The sequence below is a fragment of the Streptomyces sp. NPDC056628 genome (assembly GCF_042792555.1).
GTDB lineage: Bacteria > Actinomycetota > Actinomycetes > Streptomycetales > Streptomycetaceae > Streptomyces.
The window spans coordinates 82,972-100,179 of sequence record NZ_JBHTWG010000004.1 but is presented as its reverse complement, the minus strand read 5'-3'; the positions used below and the strand labels follow the sequence as shown (position 1 = coordinate 100,179).

The 17,208-nt window shown below is 72.4% G+C and carries 14 protein-coding genes and 1 tRNA gene; 8 read left to right on the top strand and 7 right to left on the bottom strand.

The window, feature by feature from the left end; all coding sequences use genetic code 11:
• Positions 1 to 8 precede the first annotated feature (8 nt).
• The 3 genes from cydB to ACFRAC_RS08040 all read left to right on the top strand — a co-directional run bounded on the left by cydB (position 9) and on the right by ACFRAC_RS08040 (position 5,699).
• The gene (gene cydB / locus ACFRAC_RS08050; RefSeq protein ID WP_382922300.1) at positions 9 to 1,013 is read left to right on the top strand and encodes a cytochrome d ubiquinol oxidase subunit II; all 1,005 of its coding nucleotides are present in this window, start codon (positions 9 to 11) and stop codon (positions 1,011 to 1,013) included.
• A gap of 12 nt (positions 1,014 to 1,025) precedes the next feature.
• Complete coding sequence (cydD, locus tag ACFRAC_RS08045) at positions 1,026 to 4,523, top strand: thiol reductant ABC exporter subunit CydD (protein WP_382922298.1); 3,498 nt, start codon at positions 1,026 to 1,028, stop codon at positions 4,521 to 4,523.
• Positions 4,524 to 4,625: 102 nt separating this feature from the next.
• Positions 4,626 to 5,699, top strand: a complete 1,074-nt coding sequence (locus ACFRAC_RS08040) for a peptidoglycan DD-metalloendopeptidase family protein (RefSeq protein ID WP_382922296.1) — start codon at positions 4,626 to 4,628, stop codon at positions 5,697 to 5,699.
• Positions 5,700 to 5,705: 6 nt separating this feature from the next.
• On the opposite strand, the gene ACFRAC_RS08035 is transcribed toward ACFRAC_RS08040, so the two are convergent.
• The 5 genes from ACFRAC_RS08035 to ACFRAC_RS08015 all read right to left on the bottom strand — a co-directional run bounded on the left by ACFRAC_RS08035 (position 5,706) and on the right by ACFRAC_RS08015 (position 10,663).
• On the bottom strand, positions 5,706 to 6,614 hold the full coding sequence (locus ACFRAC_RS08035; protein WP_382922294.1) for an HAD hydrolase family protein: 909 nt from the start codon (positions 6,612 to 6,614) through the stop codon (positions 5,706 to 5,708).
• A 146-nt stretch (positions 6,615 to 6,760) separates the two neighbouring features.
• On the bottom strand, positions 6,761 to 7,663 hold the full coding sequence (locus tag ACFRAC_RS08030; RefSeq protein ID WP_382922292.1) for an LLM class flavin-dependent oxidoreductase: 903 nt from the start codon (positions 7,661 to 7,663) through the stop codon (positions 6,761 to 6,763).
• A 41-nt stretch (positions 7,664 to 7,704) separates the two neighbouring features.
• A complete protein-coding gene (locus tag ACFRAC_RS08025; RefSeq protein ID WP_382922290.1) occupies positions 7,705 to 8,151 on the bottom strand; it encodes a hypothetical protein in 447 nt (148 codons plus the stop codon).
• Between the two features lie 47 nt (positions 8,152 to 8,198).
• Positions 8,199 to 8,747, bottom strand: a complete 549-nt coding sequence (locus ACFRAC_RS08020; RefSeq protein WP_382922288.1) for an RNA 2'-phosphotransferase — start codon at positions 8,745 to 8,747, stop codon at positions 8,199 to 8,201.
• 158 nt (positions 8,748 to 8,905) lie between these two features.
• Positions 8,906 to 10,663 carry an SDR family oxidoreductase gene (locus tag ACFRAC_RS08015; RefSeq protein ID WP_382922286.1) on the bottom strand — a complete coding sequence of 586 codons (1,758 nt, stop codon included), beginning with the start codon at positions 10,661 to 10,663 and terminating at the stop codon, positions 8,906 to 8,908.
• A gap of 317 nt (positions 10,664 to 10,980) precedes the next feature.
• Here ACFRAC_RS08015 and ACFRAC_RS08010 point away from each other — a divergent pair, with 317 nt between their 5' ends.
• The 5 genes from ACFRAC_RS08010 to ACFRAC_RS07990 all read left to right on the top strand — a co-directional run bounded on the left by ACFRAC_RS08010 (position 10,981) and on the right by ACFRAC_RS07990 (position 14,865).
• Positions 10,981 to 11,958 (top strand): ABC transporter ATP-binding protein, encoded by a 978-nt coding sequence (locus ACFRAC_RS08010; protein ID WP_382922703.1) that lies wholly within the window; start codon positions 10,981 to 10,983, stop codon positions 11,956 to 11,958.
• Positions 11,948 to 12,880 carry an ABC transporter permease gene (locus ACFRAC_RS08005; RefSeq protein ID WP_382922284.1) on the top strand — a complete coding sequence of 311 codons (933 nt, stop codon included), beginning with the start codon at positions 11,948 to 11,950 and terminating at the stop codon, positions 12,878 to 12,880. The genes ACFRAC_RS08010 and ACFRAC_RS08005 overlap by 11 nt, the downstream gene beginning before the upstream one ends.
• Positions 12,877 to 13,788, top strand: a complete 912-nt coding sequence (locus ACFRAC_RS08000) for an ABC transporter ATP-binding protein (protein ID WP_382922282.1) — start codon at positions 12,877 to 12,879, stop codon at positions 13,786 to 13,788. The genes ACFRAC_RS08005 and ACFRAC_RS08000 overlap by 4 nt, the downstream gene beginning before the upstream one ends.
• Before the next feature lie 9 nt (positions 13,789 to 13,797).
• Positions 13,798 to 14,517, top strand: coding sequence for an ABC transporter permease (locus tag ACFRAC_RS07995; protein ID WP_361347835.1), 720 nt, complete (start codon positions 13,798 to 13,800; stop codon positions 14,515 to 14,517).
• Between the two features lie 263 nt (positions 14,518 to 14,780).
• Positions 14,781 to 14,865: transfer RNA gene (locus ACFRAC_RS07990), tRNA-Ser, on the top strand.
• Positions 14,866 to 14,914: 49 nt separating this feature from the next.
• Here the strand turns inward: ACFRAC_RS07990 and ACFRAC_RS07985 are convergent.
• On the bottom strand, positions 14,915 to 15,706 hold the full coding sequence (locus ACFRAC_RS07985; RefSeq protein WP_382922701.1) for an HAD family hydrolase: 792 nt from the start codon (positions 15,704 to 15,706) through the stop codon (positions 14,915 to 14,917).
• A 65-nt stretch (positions 15,707 to 15,771) separates the two neighbouring features.
• On the bottom strand, positions 15,772 to 17,049 hold the full coding sequence (serS, locus tag ACFRAC_RS07980) for a serine--tRNA ligase (RefSeq protein ID WP_382922279.1): 1,278 nt from the start codon (positions 17,047 to 17,049) through the stop codon (positions 15,772 to 15,774).
• Between the last annotated feature and the right edge of the window lie 159 nt (positions 17,050 to 17,208).

The window sequence follows — 17,208 nt, the reverse complement described above, 5'->3', positions numbered from 1 at the left end:
GCACAGTCATGGAACTGCACGACGTCTGGTTCGTCCTGATCGCCGTCCTGTGGATCGGCTACTTCTTCCTGGAGGGCTTCGACTTCGGGGTCGGCGTCCTCACCAAGCTGCTCGCCCGCGACCGGCCCGAACGACGGGTGCTGATCAACACGATCGGTCCCGTCTGGGACGGCAACGAGGTCTGGCTGCTCTCGGCGGGCGGCGCCACCTTCGCCGCCTTCCCCGAGTGGTACGCCACGCTCTTCTCCGGCTTCTATCTACCGCTGCTGCTGATCCTGGTCTGCCTGATCGTCCGGGGTGTCGCCTTCGAGTACCGGGCGAAGCGGCCCGAGGAGAACTGGCAGCGCAACTGGGAGCAGGCGATCTTCTGGTGCTCCCTGCTCCCGGCGTTCCTCTGGGGCGTGGCGTTCGGCAACATCGTGCGTGGCGTGAAGATCGACCAGGGGCATGAGTACGTCGGTGACGTCCTGGACCTGCTCAACCCGTACGCCCTGCTCGGCGGTCTGGTGACGCTGACCCTGTTCACCTTCCACGGTGCCGTGTTCACGGCGCTCAAGACCGTGGGGGAGATCCGGGAGCGGGCACGTGCCCTGGCCCTGCGGGTCGGTCTCGTGACCGCCGCGCTGGCCCTGGTCTTCCTGCTGTGGACGCAGGTCGAGAACGGGGACGGGCGGAGCCTGGTCGCGCTGGTCGTGGCCGTCGCCTCCCTGGTCGCCGCGCTCGTGGCCAACCAGGCGGGGCGCGAGGGATGGTCGTTCGCCCTCTCCGGCATCACGATCGTGGCCGCCGTGGCGATGCTCTTCCTGACGCTCTTCCCGAACGTCATGCCGTCGTCGCTGAACGGCGAGTGGAGCCTCACGGTCACCAACGCCTCGTCGAGCCCCTACACCCTGAAGATCATGACCTGGTGCGCGGTGATCGCCACGCCGCTCGTCATGCTCTACCAGGGCTGGACCTACTGGGTCTTCCGCAAGCGGATCGGTACGCAGCACATCGCCGAACCCGTGCACTGAGGTGTGTTTCACGTGAAACCAATCGACCCACGTCTTCTGCGGTACGCACGCGCCACCCGTCTGTTCCTGATCGCGGTCGTCGCGCTGGGTGCCGTGGGAGCGGGTCTGCTGATCGCCCAGGCGATGCTCATCGCCGAGATCGTGGTGGGCGCGTTCCAGCACGGTCTCCCGGCCGCCGAACTGCGCACTCCCCTGGCGCTGCTGGTGGCGGTCGCCGTCGGTCGTGCGGTGGTCGCCTGGCTCACCGAGCTCGCCGCCCACCGGGCGAGCGCGGCGGTGAAGTCGGAACTGCGGGCGCGGCTGCTGGAGCGGGCGACCGAGCTGGGACCCGGCTGGCTGGGCGGACAGCGGACCGGTTCGCTGGTCGCCCTGGCCACCCGTGGGGTCGACGCCCTCGACGACTACTTCTCCCGCTACCTCCCCCAGCTCGGGCTGGCGGTCGTCGTCCCGGTGGCGGTGCTGGCGCGGATCGTGACCGAGGACTGGGTGTCGGCGGCGATCATCGTCGGCACCCTGCCGCTCATCCCCGTCTTCATGATGCTGATCGGCTGGGCGACACAGTCCCGGATGGACCGTCAGTGGCAGTTGCTGTCGCGGCTGTCCGGCCACTTCCTGGACGTCGTCGCGGGTCTGCCCACCCTGAAGGTGTTCGGCCGGGCCAAGGCACAGGCCGAGTCGATCCAGCGGATCACCGGCGAGTACCGCCGCGCCACCATGCGGACGCTGCGGATCGCCTTCATCTCCTCCTTCGCCCTGGAACTGCTGTCGACGCTGTCGGTGGCCCTGGTCGCCGTGACCATCGGCATGCGGCTCGTGCACGGCGAGATGGACCTGTACGACGGCCTGCTCGTCTTGGTGCTGGCCCCCGAGGCCTATCTGCCGCTGCGTCAGGTGGGTACGCAGTACCACGCGGCGGCCGAGGGGCTGTCCGCCGCCGAGGAGATCTTCGCGGTCCTGGAGACCCCCGCGCCGGCCACGGGCGGAGCCGAGGTCCCGTCGGGCGCGGTGACCTTCGACGGCGTCCGCGTCCGCTACCCCGGCCGGTCCACGGACGCCGTGCCGGGCGCGTCCTTCACGATCGCGCCCGGCGAGACGGTGGCCCTGGTCGGGCCGAGCGGCGCGGGCAAGTCGACGCTGCTGAACGTCCTGCTGGGCTTCGTACGGCCCACCGAGGGCCGCGTCCTGGTCGGGGGAGCCGACCTCGCCGGACTCGACCTGGCGCAGTGGCACGCACACGTCGCCTGGGTGCCGCAGCGCCCGCACCTGTACGCCGGAACCGTCGCCGAGAACGTCCGGCTGGCCCGTCCCGACGCCGACGACGACGCCGTACGGCAGGCCCTGCGAGACGCCGGGGCGCTGGAGTTCGTCGACGCGCTCCCCCAGGGCGCCGCGACCCTGCTCGGAGAGGACGGGGCGGGGCTGTCCGCCGGGCAGCGGCAGCGGCTCGCGCTGGCGCGCGCCTTCCTCGCGGACCGGCCGGTGCTGCTGCTCGACGAGCCCACGGCGGCCCTGGACGGGGCCACCGAGGCCGGCATCGTGGAGGCCGTGCGCCGGCTCGCCGTGGGCCGGACGGTCCTCCTCGTGGTGCACCGCCCGGCGCTGCTCGGCGTGGCCGACCGGGTCGTGCGGCTGGCGGAGCCCGAGACGCCCGCCCGGACGGGCGGCCCGCACCAGGCGGCCGTCGGCGGTCCGGCCGAGCAGTCCCTCCCGGCGGTGTCCCGGGCCGCCGCCCCCGAGGCGCCCCGGGACACCGCCGTCGGGCGGGGCGTCCTCGGCCGGGTGCGCGCGATGTCCGGACCCCGGCGCGGCCGGCTGGCCCTCGCCGTGCTGCTGGGCAGCCTGGCGCTCGGCAGCGCCGTCGGGCTCATGGCCACCTCCGGCTGGCTCATCTCACGCGCCTCGCAGCAGCCGCCCGTGCTGTATCTGATGGTGGCGGTGACGGCGACGCGTGCCTTCGGCATCGGACGGGCCGTGTTCCGCTACGCGGAGCGGCTGGTGTCGCACGACGCGGTGCTGCGGATGCTCGCCGACACCCGGGTCGCCGTGTACCGGCGGCTGGAGCGCCTGGCGCCCGCCGGGCTGCGCCGCACCCGGCGCGGTGATCTGCTGTCCCGCCTGGTGGCGGACGTCGACGCGCTGCAGGACTACTGGCTGCGCTGGCTCCTCCCCGCGGGCGCGGCCGTGATCGTCTCCGTCGGAGCCGTCGGCTTCACGGCGTGGCTGCTGCCCGAGGCCGGTGCCGTGCTCGCGGCCGGCCTGCTCGCGGCCGGTGTGGGCGTCCCGCTCGTCACGGGCGCCGTGGCCCGCCGCGCCGAGCACCGGCTGGCCCCGGCCCGGGGCGTGTTCGCCACCCGCGTCACGGACCTGCTCACCGGCACCGCCGAACTGACCGTCGCCGGGGCGCTGCCCGGCCGCACCGCCGAGGCCCGCCGGGCGGACGGGGCGCTCACCCGGATCGCCTCGCGGGCCGCCACCGCGACCGCCCTCGGCGACGGGCTCACCGCGCTGGTCTGCGGCCTCACCGTCGCCGCCACCGCGCTCGTGGGCGCCCAGGCGGTCGCTGCCGGACGGCTGGGCGGAGTGACGATGGCCGTCGTCGTCCTCACACCGCTGGCCGCCTTCGAGGCCGTCCTCGGGCTGCCGCTCGCCGTGCAGTACCGGCAGCGGGTGGGCAGGAGCGCCGAGCGGGTCCTCGAGGTGCTGGACGCCCCGGAGCCGGTACGGGAACCGCGGGCGCCGCGGCAGGCGCCCGCCATGCCCTTCCCGGTCGTGCTCAGCGGCCTCGGCGCACGCCACGCGGGCCAGGAACGGGACGCGCTCACCGGCTTCGACCTCGTGCTCGAGGAAGGGCGCCGCGTCGCCGTCGTCGGCCCGTCAGGCTCGGGCAAGACGACGCTGGCGCAGGTGCTGCTGCGCTTCCTGGACGCGGACGCCGGCGCGTACACGCTGGGCGGCACCGACGCGGCCGCGCTGGACGGGGACGCCGTACGCCGGCTCGTCGGGCTGTGCGCCCAGGACGCGCACCTCTTCGACAGCTCCGTGCGGGAGAACCTGCTGCTGGCCCGGAAGGACGCCACGGAGGCCGACCTGCGGGACGCGCTGGAGCGGGCCCGGCTGCTCGACTGGGCCGACGGGCTGCCCGACGGCCTGGACACGCTCGTCGGTGAACACGGGGCGCGGCTGTCGGGCGGCCAGCGGCAGCGGCTCGCACTGGCCCGCGCGCTCCTCGCCGACTTCCCCGTCCTCGTCCTGGACGAGCCCGCCGAACACCTCGATCTGCCGACCGCCGACGCCCTCACCGCCGACCTGCTCGCCGCCACCCAGGACCGCACGACCGTGCTCATCACCCACCGGCTGGCCGGGCTCGACGCCGTCGACGAGGTCGTCGTCCTGGACGCGGGACGGGTGGTGCAGCGGGGGCCGTACGCGGAACTGGCGGCCGTGGACGGGCCGCTGCGGGCGATGGCCGAGCGGGAGGCGGCGGCCGACCTGCTCGTGGGAGCGGTGTAGCGCCGGGGCCGGCGTCCGGACTGCCCCGTACGCAGCAACGGGTCCCCCGGCCGGCGGACCTGAACAGGACCCGGCTCCGGCTGTGGGTCCAGGATCGCTGACATGCGTTCACATCGCCGTCGTCCCCGGGTCGTTCCGGTGCTGCTGTGCGCGCTCGTCCTGCTGATGTCCCGGCCCGCCGTCTCCGTCGCCGACGACAAGGACTCCCCGGGTGGTGACGGCCCCGGCGCGCTCGGGCTGAGCGCCCAGGTGGTGCGGCTGTACGAGGACGCGGCGCTGGCGACACGGCGGTACGAACGCGGACGGCAGGAGGCCGAGGCACACCGCGCCCAGGCGCTGCGGATCGAGAAACTGCTCGATCGTGAGCGGCGGGAGCTCGGTGTGCTGCGCGAGGACCTGGGGCGGATCGCACGGGCCCAGTACCGCAGCAGCGGCGGGATGTCGCTGACGGCGCAGATCGTCCTCGCGTCGAGCCCCGAGGAGCTGATGCGCGGTCAGCATGTGTTCTCACAGACCAATCTGGCCGTGAACAACGCCATCGAGAAGAGCCGGCGCGCCGAGCACCGGCTGGTGAAGGACGAGGCCAGGGCCGCCGCCGCGTGGGAGGGTCTGGAGAAGCGCAACACCGAGCTCGCCGAGCTGAAGAAGACGGTGGAGCGCACCCTGGACGAGGCGCGGTGGGAGTTGCAGGGGCAGGCGGACGCCGCCGTGGCGGCCGGGTCCTGCCCCGGCGCCGTGCGGCTCGACCAGAAGCGGAAGAAGCTCTCCACCGCGTGGGTCACCCCGGTCGAGTCCTACACCCTGTCGGCGTCCTTCGGCAGCGGCGGGCAGCGGTGGGCCCACCGGCACACCGGGCAGGACTTCGCCGTGCCGATCGGCACCCCGGTGCGGTCGGTCGCGGACGGCCGGGTGGTCAAGGTGTCGTGCGGTGGGGCCTTCGGCATGGAGGTCGTCGTCCTGCACACCGACGGCTACTACACGCAGTACGCGCACCTGGCCTCCGTCGCGGTCGACCAGGGCGAGCGCGTCGACGCGGGCCAGTGGATCGGGCAGTCGGGCACCACCGGCAACTCCACTGGACCGCACCTGCACTTCGAGGTGCGGATCACCCCGGAGCTGGGGTCGGCGGTGGACCCGGTGCCCTGGCTGCGGGAGCGGGGCGTGCGGCTCGGCTAGCGCGCGTCAGGCGTGTTCCGCCAGCAGCTGCTCGATGACGACGGCGACGCCGTCCTCGTTGTTGGCGACGGTCCGGCCGGAAGCGGCGGCGATCACGTCCGGGTGCGCGTTGCCCATCGCGTAGGAGCGGCCCGCCCAGGTCAGCATCTCGACGTCGTTCGGCATGTCCCCGAAGGCGACGACCTCCTCGTGCGAGATACCGCGCTCGGCGCAGCACAGCGCGAGGGTGCTGGCCTTGGAGACGTCGGGGCCGCTGATCTCCAGCAGGGCGCTGGGGCTGGAGCGGGTGACACCGGCCCGGTCCCCGATCGCGACCCGGGCGAGGGTCAGGAAGGCGTCGGGGTCCAGCGTGGGGTGGTAGGCGAGGATCTTCAGCACCGGCTCGGCGGCACCGGGGCCGTCCGGCGCCAGGATGTCCTCGGCCGGGGCCAGCGCGTCCGGGGTCTCCATGTGCAGCTTGGGGTAGTCCGGCTCCTGGTGGAAGCCGTAGGTCTGCTCGACCGCGTAGACCGTGCCCGGCGCCGCGTCCCGCAGCAGCCGTACGGCGTCCAGCGCGTTCTCCCGGGCCAGCTCGCGGACCTTCACGAACCGGTGGGTGCCGGGACCGCCGTGCAGGTCGACCACGGCGGCGCCGTTGCCGCAGATCGCCAGGCCGTGTCCGTGGACGTGGTCGCTGACGACGTCCATCCAGCGCGCGGGACGGCCGGTCACGAAGAACACCTCGACGCCCGCCTTCTCGGCGGCGGCCAGCGCGGCGACCGTGCGCGGGGAGACCGACTTGTCGTCCCGCAGCAGCGTGCCGTCCAGATCGGTGGCGATGAGCCGCGGGCGGACGACGGGCCCGCCGTCCTGCCCGAGCGAGGTCGAGAGCGCGGGGGACGCCGGGTTCTGGGGCTGTCGAGTCGCTGAGGTCACCTGGTCATTCTCCCGCATATGCCTGCACGCCCGTGCAGGAGTCCGCACATCTGATGCGGTACGTGAGGAGATACCGCCCCCGCGGGCACCGGCTGGACCGCCCGCACCCGCACTGTCGCCCGGCCGTGCGCCCTGGTCACCCGGCCTCACCGGAGCTGGGCCTCCGCCTCCATGGCGATCTGCTCGAAGACCTTCACGTCGGCCGCGAAGTCCGAGTCCGGGATCGGCCAGTGCACCACGATCTCCGTGAATCCCAGCTCCTGGTGGCGGCCAGCGAAGTCCACGAACGCGTCCAGCGACTCCAGCGGACGTGCCCGGTCCGGGGTGAACCCGGTCAGCAGCACCTTGTCGAGCCCGCCCGGGTCCCGGCCGGCCTCCGCGCACGCGTCGCCCAGCTTCTCGATCTGCCGGCGAATGGCTTGAACCGACTGTTCGGGAGTGCCGTGCTCGTACAGCTTCGGATCGCCCGTGGTGACCCACGCCTGCCCGTACCGCGCCGCCAGACGCAGCCCGCGCGGCCCGGTCGCGGCCACCGCGAAGGGCAGCCGGGGGCGCTGCACACAGCCCGGGATGTTGCGGGCTTCGTGCGCCGAGTAGAACTCGCCCCGGTACGACACCGAGTCCTCGGTGAGCAGCCGGTCCAGCAGCCCGACGAACTCGGCGAACCGGTCGGCGCGCTCGCGCGGGGTCCAAGGGTCCTGGCCCAGCGCGGTGGCGTCGAAACCGGTGCCGCCGGCGCCCACCCCGAGGGTGACCCGGCCGCCCGAGAGGTCGTCGAGGGAGATCAGCTCCTTGGCGAGGGTCACCGGGTGCCGGAAGTTCGGCGAGGTCACCAGCGTGCCCAGCCGGAGCCGGTCGGTGACGGCCGCGGCGGCGGTCAGCGTGGGCACGGCGCCGAACCACGGCCCGTCCCGGAAGCTGCGCCAGGACAGATGGTCGTAGGTGTAGGCCGCGTGGAAGCCGAGCTGCTCCGCCCGCTGCCATGCCTCGCGGCCCCCCTCGGACCAGCGGCGGTACGGGAGGATCACGGTGCTCAGGCGCAGACTCATGCCTCGAGCGTATGCGGCCTCATCGGTTTCACGTGAAACGGTCACCGCACGCGCGCGCTCAGCCACGGAGTGAGACCGAGCGGCGGCAGGAACTCCCGGTGCGTGCGGTCGCCGGGCAGAGGCACGATCAGGAAGTGTCCGGGCGGGAAGCGGCGGGCCCGGACATGGGCGAGGCCGTCGTAGAGGGACCGCACGAAGGCGGGCACGTCGTCGCGGGCGACGTCCGGGCAGTCGACGCCCTCGACGGTGACGAGCGCGTCGTCGTCCGGATAGAGCCGCACGCTCACGCGGGGGGAGCCACCCAACTCGACGTACGCCTCGTGCGGCAGCGATCCGTCCGGGTCCGTGGTCACGCCGACGCCGGCGGCACTGCGCCGGGAGGTCTGGTCGGCGCCGATGTCATGAGTCACCTCGATGGCACGGTCGTACGCGGCGGCGAGGGCGCGCAGCGCGGTCACGGCGGACTCGGTGGTGGGGAAGTGGCCCATACCACCGATCATGCAGGAGGAGCCGGCCGCGCGGGGGCGGGTCGGGGTCAGTGTGCCTCGGGGAACCGCAGGTACTCCGGCGGCACGGCCTTCGTCAGCCAGACCCCGTTGGCGCTGACGTGGAAGACGTGCCCCTCGCGGTGCATCGCGCCGGTGTCCACGGAGAGCACGACCGGGCGGCCGCGCCGGGCGCCGACGCGGGTGGCGGTGCCGCGGTCGGGCGACAGGTGCACGTCGTGCCGGTTCATGGGCCGCAGCCCCTCGGCGCGGATCGCGTCCAGGCGGTCGGCCACGGTGCCGTGGTAGAGGTACGGAGGTGGAGTCGCCGGGGGCAGCCCCAGGTCGACCTCGACGCTGTGTCCCTGGCTGGCGCGGATGCGGGCGCCGTCCACGGCGAAGCGCTTCTTGTCGTTGGCCGCCACGACGTGGTCCAGCTCTTCGCGGGTGAAGGGGAAGCCGTGCGCCCCCGCGGCGGCGATCAGCGTGTCGATCTCCACCCAGCCGCCCTCGTCCAGCGTGAGGCCGATCCGCTGCGGCTGGTGGCGCAGATGCTTCGACAGATACTTGGACACCTTCACGATGCGTCTTTCGTCCATGCCCACCAGCGTGCCGGGAACGAGACGAATCACGCGAACGATTTCGCGCAGGAGGTTTGGTCCACAACCAAGTGCGGTTATCCACAGCGGAATTGACGAAGCTGTGGAGAAACAACCGCCCGGACCGCAGGTGTGGGGAAGCGGAACCGGCCACCCGCCTACAGCCGCGGTTTCACGCGCGCGATCCTGCGCAGCGCCCTCGGGGCGAACCGCGCCAGCAGATACGTCCCCCGGGCCTCCGGCGTCACCGGGACCACCGCGTCACCCCGCACCACCGCCCGCAGGATCGCGTCCGCGACCTTCTCCGCCGGGTAGTTGCGCAGGCCGTACCAGCGCGCCGACCTCTTCCGGAGGCGCTGCTCCTCCTCGGCGTCCACCCCGGCGAAGCGCGCGGTCGAGGTGATCGGCGTGTTCACGAACCCCGGGCAGATCGCCGTCACGCCGATGTCCTGTCCCGCCAGCTCCGCGCGCAGGCACTCGCTCAGCATCAGCACGGCCGCCTTGGAGGTGCTGTAGGCGGGCAGCGCCCTCGACGGCTGGTAGGCGGCGGCGGAGGCGACGTTGACGATGTGGCCGCCCTGCCCCCGCTCGGCCATCTGCTTCCCGAACAGCCGGCAGCCGTGGATGACGCCCCACAGATTGACGTCCAGGACTCGCTTCCAGTCCTCCGGGGTCGTGTCGAAGAAGGAGCCCGCCAGCCCGATCCCGGCGTTGTTCACCAGGACGTCCACCACGCCGTACTCGGCGGCGACCTTCGCGGCCAGCTTCTCCATGGCCGGCCCGTCGGAGACGTCGGCCGTCTCCGCCCAGGACGCGGGCGCGCCCATCAGCCGGGCCGTCTCGGCGGTCGTCGCGGCGGACTCGGCGTCCCGGTCCACGGCCACCACGCGTGCGCCGGCCTCGGCGAACGCGAACGCCGTCGCCCGCCCGATGCCGCTGCCCGCGCCGGTGACCAGCACGAGCTGCCCGCCGAAGCGGTCGGCGTGCCGGCCGGTCGCCGGCACCGCCTTGGGCCGCCCGTCCTCCACCGACGTCACGAACTCCGTGATCCAGTCGGCCAGCCGGTCGGGGCGGGTGCGCGGTATCCAGTGCCGGGCGTCCAGGGTGCGCCGGGTCAGCCGCGGCACCCACTCCTCCAGGCCGTCGTACAGCCGCTCCGACAGGAAGGCGTCCCCGAGGGGCGTGATGAGCTGCACGGGCGCGTGCGCGTAGGCGTCCTCGCGCGGGCGGCGCAGCCGCGCCCGGACGTTGTCCCGGTACAGCCACGCCCCGTGGGCTGCGTCGGACGGCAGCGACGGGGTCGGGTAGCCGTCGCCGGAGACCTTCTCCAGGCGCTTCAGGATGCGCGGCCAGCGCCTGCCGAGGGGGCCGCGCCAGGCCAGCTCGGGCAGCATCGGTGTGTGCAGCGCGTACACGTACCAGGACTTGGCGCCCTGCCCGAGCAGCTGCCCGAGCCGGCGCGGGGTGGGACGGCGCAGACGCCGGTCGATCCAGTGGCCGAAGTGGTCCAGGGACGGCCCCGACATCGAGGTGAAGGACGCGATGCGGCCCTCGGTGCGCCCGGCGGTGGCGAACTCCCAGCCCTGCACCGAGCCCCAGTCGTGCCCCACCAGATGCACGGGCCGGTCCGGGCTGACCGCGTCCACGACGGCCAGGAAGTCGTCCGTCAGCTTCTCCAGCGTGAACCCGCCGCGCAGCGGACGCGGCGCCGTGGACCGGCCGTGGCCCCGGACGTCGTACAGCACGACGTGGAAGCGCTCGGCGAGCCGCACGGCGACCTCGGACCACACCTCCTTGCTGTCCGGGTAGCCGTGCACGAGGACCACCGTCGGCCGGGCGGGGTCGCCGAGCTCGGCGACGCACAGCTCGACCCCGCCGGTCGCCACCCGGCGCTCACGCGCGCCCTGAAGGGTCACTTCTCCTCCGCCCCGCGCCGCACCCGCGGCAGATCGTCGTCCGGCCCGCACGCCCCCGCGAGCCCGGCGGGAACGCACGCGGTCCCGGTCGCCGTACGTGCCCGTAACGTGACACCCGCGAATCTGACACCTGTTGGAGATCGCGTCAATAGCGCCGTCCGAGCCTGTGGAAAAGCCGCGCCTTGGGGAAAATCAGGGCTCGGGGCATTCGACCTCAGGGTGATCCCCAGGGCCGCGTAGTCCTGGAGTCTGACCCCGAAACAGCTCTGCGGGGTGACGACCGGCGTGGTGCGGGTCACTACCTTCGGGGTGTGACTGTGATCGCGACCGAAAGCCTGAGCAAGCGGTTCCCCCGGGTGACCGCGCTTGACCGGCTGACCATGGACATCGGGCCCGGGGTGACCGGACTCGTCGGGGCCAATGGAGCCGGCAAGTCCACCATGATCAAGATCCTGCTGGGTCTGTCCCCCGCGACCGAGGGCCGTGCCGAAGTGCTCGGACTCGACGTCGCGACCAAGGGCGCCGCCATCCGCGAGCGTGTCGGCTACATGCCCGAGCACGACTGCCTGCCCCCCGATGTGTCGGCCACCGAGTTCGTCGTGCACATGGCCCGCATGTCCGGCCTGCCGCCGACCGCCGCGCGCGAGCGCACCGCCGACACCCTGCGCCACGTCGGCCTGTACGAGGAGCGCTACCGCCCCATCGGCGGCTACTCGACGGGCATGAAGCAGCGGGTCAAGCTCGCGCAGGCACTCGTGCACGACCCGCAGCTGGTCTTCCTCGACGAGCCGACCAACGGCCTCGACCCGGTCGGCCGCGACGAGATGCTCGGGCTGATCCGGCGCATCCACACCGACTTCGGCATCTCGGTCCTGGTCACGTCCCACCTGCTGGGCGAGCTGGAACGCACCTGCGACCACGTCGTCGTCATCGACGGCGGCAAGCTTCTGCGCTCCAGCTCCACCACCGACTTCACCCAGACCACCACCACCCTCGCCATCGAGGTCACCGACAGCGACGAGCACCCGGACGGCACCCGCGCGGTGCGCGACGCGCTCCACGCGCGCGGGGTCGACGTCCTGGACGGCAGCGGCGGCCTCCCCGGCGCCGGGCACATCCTGCTGCTCACCGCGGCGGGCGAGGAGACGTACGACCTGGTGCGTGACGTGGTCGCCGACCTCGGCCTCGGACTGGTCCGCATGGAGCAGCGCCGGCACCACATCTCCGAGGTCTTCCAGGACGGCGACCAGGGCGCCGGCGAACAGCGGAAGGAGGCGGTCGGCCATGGCGGTTGAGCAGCCCATGCGGACATCGGCCCCGCAGCCGGGTGACCAGACCCGGATCCACAACATCGGCTACCGCAGCTACGACGGCCCGCGCCTCGGCCGCTCGTACGCCACCCGCTCGCTGTACTCGCAGTCCCTGCGCGGCGCCTACGGCCTCGGCCGCTCGGTGAAGTCCAAGGTGCTGCCGATGCTGCTGTTCGTGGTGATGTGCGTGCCCGCGGCCATCATGGTCGCCGTCGCGGTCGCCACCAAGGCCAAGGACCTGCCGGTCGACTACACGCGCTACGCGATCATCATGCAGGCCGTCATCAGTCTGTACGTCGCCTCGCAGGCACCCCAGTCCGTCTCCCGCGACCTGCGCTTCAAGACGGTGCCGCTGTACTTCTCGCGGCCCATCGAGACCGCCGACTACGTCCGGGCCAAGTTCGCGGCGCTGGCCTCCGCGCTGTTCCTGCTGACCGGCGCCCCGCTGATCGTGCTCTACGCGGGCGCGCTCCTGGCCAAGCTCGACTTCGCCGACCAGACCAAGGGATTCGCGCAGGGGCTGGTCTCCGTGGCACTGCTCTCGCTGCTGTTCGCCGGCATCGGCCTGGTCATCGCGTCGGTCACCCCGCGCCGCGGCTTCGGCATCGCCGCCGTGATCGCCGTCATGACCATCTCCTACGGCGCGGTCTCCACGCTCCAGGCCATCGCCGACGCCCAGAGCCTCGGCGAGGGCGGCCACAGCGAGGCCATCGCCTGGATCGGGCTGTTCTCGCCCGTCACGCTCATCGACGGCGTGCAGTCCGCCTTCCTGGGCGCGACCTCGGCGTTCCCGGGCGGGATCGGCCCCGGCACCGGGGAGGGCGTCGTCTACGTCGTCGTCGTCCTCGGCCTGATCGCCGCCAGCTACGGCCTCCTGATGCGCCGCTACAAGAAGGTGGGACTGTGACCACGCTCCAGATCGACCACGTCTCCCGCTGGTTCGGCAACGTGGTCGCCGTCAACGACATCACCATGACGATCGGCCCCGGCGTCACCGGCCTCCTCGGCCCGAACGGCGCCGGAAAGTCCACCCTCATCAACATGATGGGCGGCTTCCTCGCCCCCTCCAACGGCACCGTCACCCTCGACGGGCAGCCGGTCTGGCGCAACGAGGCCATCTACCGGCACATCGGCATCGTCCCCGAACGCGAGGCGATGTACGACTTCCTCACCGGCCGCGAGTTCGTCGTCGCCAACGCCGAACTGCACGGGCTGGGCGCCAAGGCCGCCCAGAAGGCGCTCGCCACGGTCGAGATGGAGTACGCGCAGGACCGCAAGATCCAGACGTACTCCAAGGGCATGCGCCAGCGCGTGAAGATGGCGAGCGCCCTCGTCCACGCCCCCTCGCTGCTGCTGCTCGACGAGCCGTTCAACGGCATGGACCCCCGTCAGCGCATGCAGCTGATGGACCTGCTGCGCCGCATGGGCGACGAGGGCCGCACCGTGCTGTTCTCCTCCCACATCCTCGAAGAGGTCGAGCAGCTCGCCTGGCACATCGAGGTCGTGGTGGCCGGACGGCACGCGGCCAGCGGCGACTTCCGCAAGATCCGCCGCCTGATGACCGATCGCCCGCACCGCTATCTGGTGCGCTCCAGCGACGACCGCACCCTCGCGGCCGCGCTGATCGCCGACCCGTCGACGTCCGGTATCGAGGTGGATCTGACCGAGGGCGCGCTGCACATCCAGGCCGTCGACTTCGGCCGGTTCACCGCCCTGCTGCCCAAGGTGGCGCGCGACCACGGCATCCGCCTGCTCACGGTCTCGCCGTCCGACGAGTCCCTCGAGTCCGTCTTCTCGTATCTGGTCGCGGCGTAGGAGGCCAAGATGTACGACCCCACAGTCGCCCGGCTCACCTATCGAGCCCTGCTCGGCCGGCGCCGGGCCCTCATCCTGGGTGCTCTGCCGCTCCTGCTCATCGTGATCGCCGTGGCTGTCCGCGGTCTCGCGGGAGCGGACGACCAGACCGCGTCCGACCTGCTGGGCGGGCTCGCGCTCGCCACCATGGTGCCGATCATCGGCGTGATCGCCGGCACCGGCGCCATCGGCCCGGAGATCGACGACGGCTCGGTGGTGTACCTGCTGTCCAAGCCGGTGAAGCGGCCCACGATCATCTTCACCAAGCTGATCGTGGCGATCGCCGTGACGATGGTGTTCTCGGCCCTGCCGACGTTCATCGCGGGCTTCATCCTCAACGGCAACGGCCAGCAGATCGCCGTCGCGTACACGGTGGCCGCGCTCGTCGCCTCCATCGCCTACGCCGCGCTGTTCCTGCTCCTCGGCACGGTCTCCCGGCACGCCGTGGTCTTCGGCCTCGTCTACGCGCTCGTCTGGGAGGCGCTGTTCGGTTCCCTGGTGCCGGGTGCGCGCACCCTGAGCGTCCAGCAGTGGTCACTGGCGGTGGCGGAGAAGGTCGCCGGCGGCGAGATGGTCACCTCGGACGTCGGCCTGACGACGGCCACGGTGCTGCTGGCGCTGGTGACCGTGCTGGCCACCTGGTACGCGGGCCAGAAGCTGCGCTCCCTGACCCTCGCCGGCGAGGAGTGAGCGCGTCCCGCGGCTTATTCGGTGGCGCCCGGGTCGGCGTCCCGGCACGATAGTGGTGCCGAGGACGCCGGCCGGGTCCGGCGCCACCGTCTGGGAGAGGAGCTGAGCGATGTCCCTGCACGACAGTCCGTTCAGCTCCCGTCAGGGCGGCCCGCGGCGGGTTCCGGTGTAGTCACCCCACCGTCGAGCCCGCTTCCGTACGGGAGCCGCCCGGGGCGGCCGCTTCGAGCACGCGATGTCGCTCTCGCGTGGGCCGCCCACCCGGAGGATTGGCCGAGAGGTAAGGCACCGGCTTGCTGAGCCGTGGTCGGGGGAGACCCCGCGCACGTTCGATCCGTGCATCCTCCGCAAGAACCGCTACGGGCGACCGGTACCCGGCAGGATCCAGTACCGGGACTCAGCCCAGCAGACGCTCCAGGACGACCGCGATGCCGTCCTCCTCGTTGGAGGCCGTCACCTCGTCCGCGACCGCCTTGAGCTCCGCGTGGGCGTTGGCCATGGCCACGCCGTGCGCGGCCCAGGCGAACATCGGGATGTCGTTCGGCATGTCGCCGAAGGCGATGGTGTCCGCGGCCTTCACACCCAGCCGACGGGCCGCCAGGGACAGCCCGGTCGCCTTGGACAGCCCCAGGGGCAGCAGTTCCACGATGCCCTCACCGGCCATCGCCACCGTGACGAAGCCGCCCGCCGCCCGGCGGGCCGCCTCGGCCAGCTCGTCGTCCGACAGCTCGGGGTGCTGTATGTAGATCTTGTTCAGCGGGGCGCTCCACAGGTCGGACGCGTCCGTGAGCGGCGTCGAGGGCAGCGCGCCCGTCAGCGCGTAGCCCGGGCCGACCACCACGTCCCCGTCCAGGCCGTCGCGGCTCGCCGCCAGGTACAGCGGGCCGACCTCGGCCTCGATCTTGGCCAGCGCGACACCCCCGAGCTGCCGGTCCAGCGTCACGGACGTCAGCAGGCGGTGCTCCCCGGCGTGGTACACCTGCGCGCCCTGCCCGCACACCGCGAGGCCCTGGTACCCGAGGTCCTCCAGGATGTGCCGGGTCCAGGGGACCGCGCGGCCGGTGACGACGAGGTGCGCGGCGCCCGCCTCGGTGGCCGCGGCGAGCGCGTCGCGGGTGCGCCGCGAGACCGACTCGTCGGAGCGCAGCAGCGTCCCGTCCAGATCGGTGGCGATCAGCTTGTACGGCAGACCGTCGCGGCCGGCCCGGAGACCGGCCGCGACGCCCTCGGTGTCGTCGGCGCAGGCGGTGCCGCTCACTTGGCCACCGGCTCCAGGACCTCGCGGCCGCCCAGGTGGGGGCGCAGGATCTCGGGGACCCGGACGGATCCGTCGGCCTGCTGGTGGTTCTCCAGCAGGGCCACGATCGTGCGCGGGACGGCGCACAGGGTGCCGTTGAGCGTGGCCAGCGGCCTGATCTGCTTGCCGTCACGGAGGCGGATCGACAGGCGGCGGGACTGGAACTCGCCGCAGTCCGAGGTGGACGTCAGCTCGCGGTACTTGCCCTGCGTCGGGATCCACGCCTCGCAGTCGAACTTGCGGGCCGCCGAGGAGCCCAGGTCGCCCGAGGCGACGTCGATGACGCGGAACGGCAGCTCCAGCGACGTCAGCCACTGCTTCTCCCACTCCAGCAGGCGCCGGTGCTCGGCCTGGCTGTCTGCCGGGTCGACGAAGGAGAACATCTCCACCTTGTCGAACTGGTGCACGCGGAAGATGCCCCGGGTGTCCTTGCCGTGCGAACCGGCCTCGCGGCGGAAGCAGGGCGAGAAGCCCGCGTAGCGCAGGGGCAGCTTGTCGGCGTCGAGGATCTCGTCGCGGTGGTAGGAGGCGATGGCGACCTCGGAGGTGCCCACCAGGTAGAGGTTGTCCTTCTCCAGGAAGTAGACGCCTTCGGCGTCCTGTCCCAGATAGCCGGTGCCGGCCATGGACTCGGGACGCACCAGCGCGGGCGTCACCATCGGCGTGAAGCCGGCCGCCGTGGCCTGGGCGATCGCCGCGTTCACCAGGGCGAACTCCAGGAGGGCGCCGACACCGGTGAGGAAGTAGAAGCGGGAGCCGGAGACCTTGGCGCCGCGCTCGACGTCGATCGCGCCGAGCAGGGAGCCGAGCTCCAGGTGGTCCTTCGGCTCGAAGCCCTCGGCGGCGAAGTCTCGGATCTCGCCGTGGGTCTCCAGCGTGACGAAGTCCTCCTCGCCACCGACCGGGACGTCGGGGTGCACGAGGTTGCTGAGCTGGGCCAGCAGCTCCTGGGTCTCGGTGTCCGCGGCGTCGCGCTCGGCGTCGGCGGCCTTGACGTCGGCGGCCAGCTGGCTCGCCTTCTTCAGCAGCTCCGCCTTCTCGTCCCCGGATGCCTTGGGGATGAGCTTGCCGAGCTGCCTCTGCTCGGCGCGGAGTTCGTCGAAGCGGACGCCGGACGACCTGCGCCGCTCGTCGGCGGACAGGAGGGAGTCGACGAGCGCGACGTCCTCTCCACGGGCGCGCTGCGAGGCGCGCACTCGGTCAGGGTCCTCACGGAGCAGGCGAAGGTCAATCACGTGCCCCAGGCTACCGGGGCGCGGTACGCGCTCACGACTCACTATTCCGATACGCGTCTTACGTTGCGTTATGAGGGGATTGCGCGCCGTGTCAATAAAGCGCGCCCAGCTCTCTGGAAGAAGCACTTGTGTGGCGGGCCGTTGACCGGATTCCCTTGC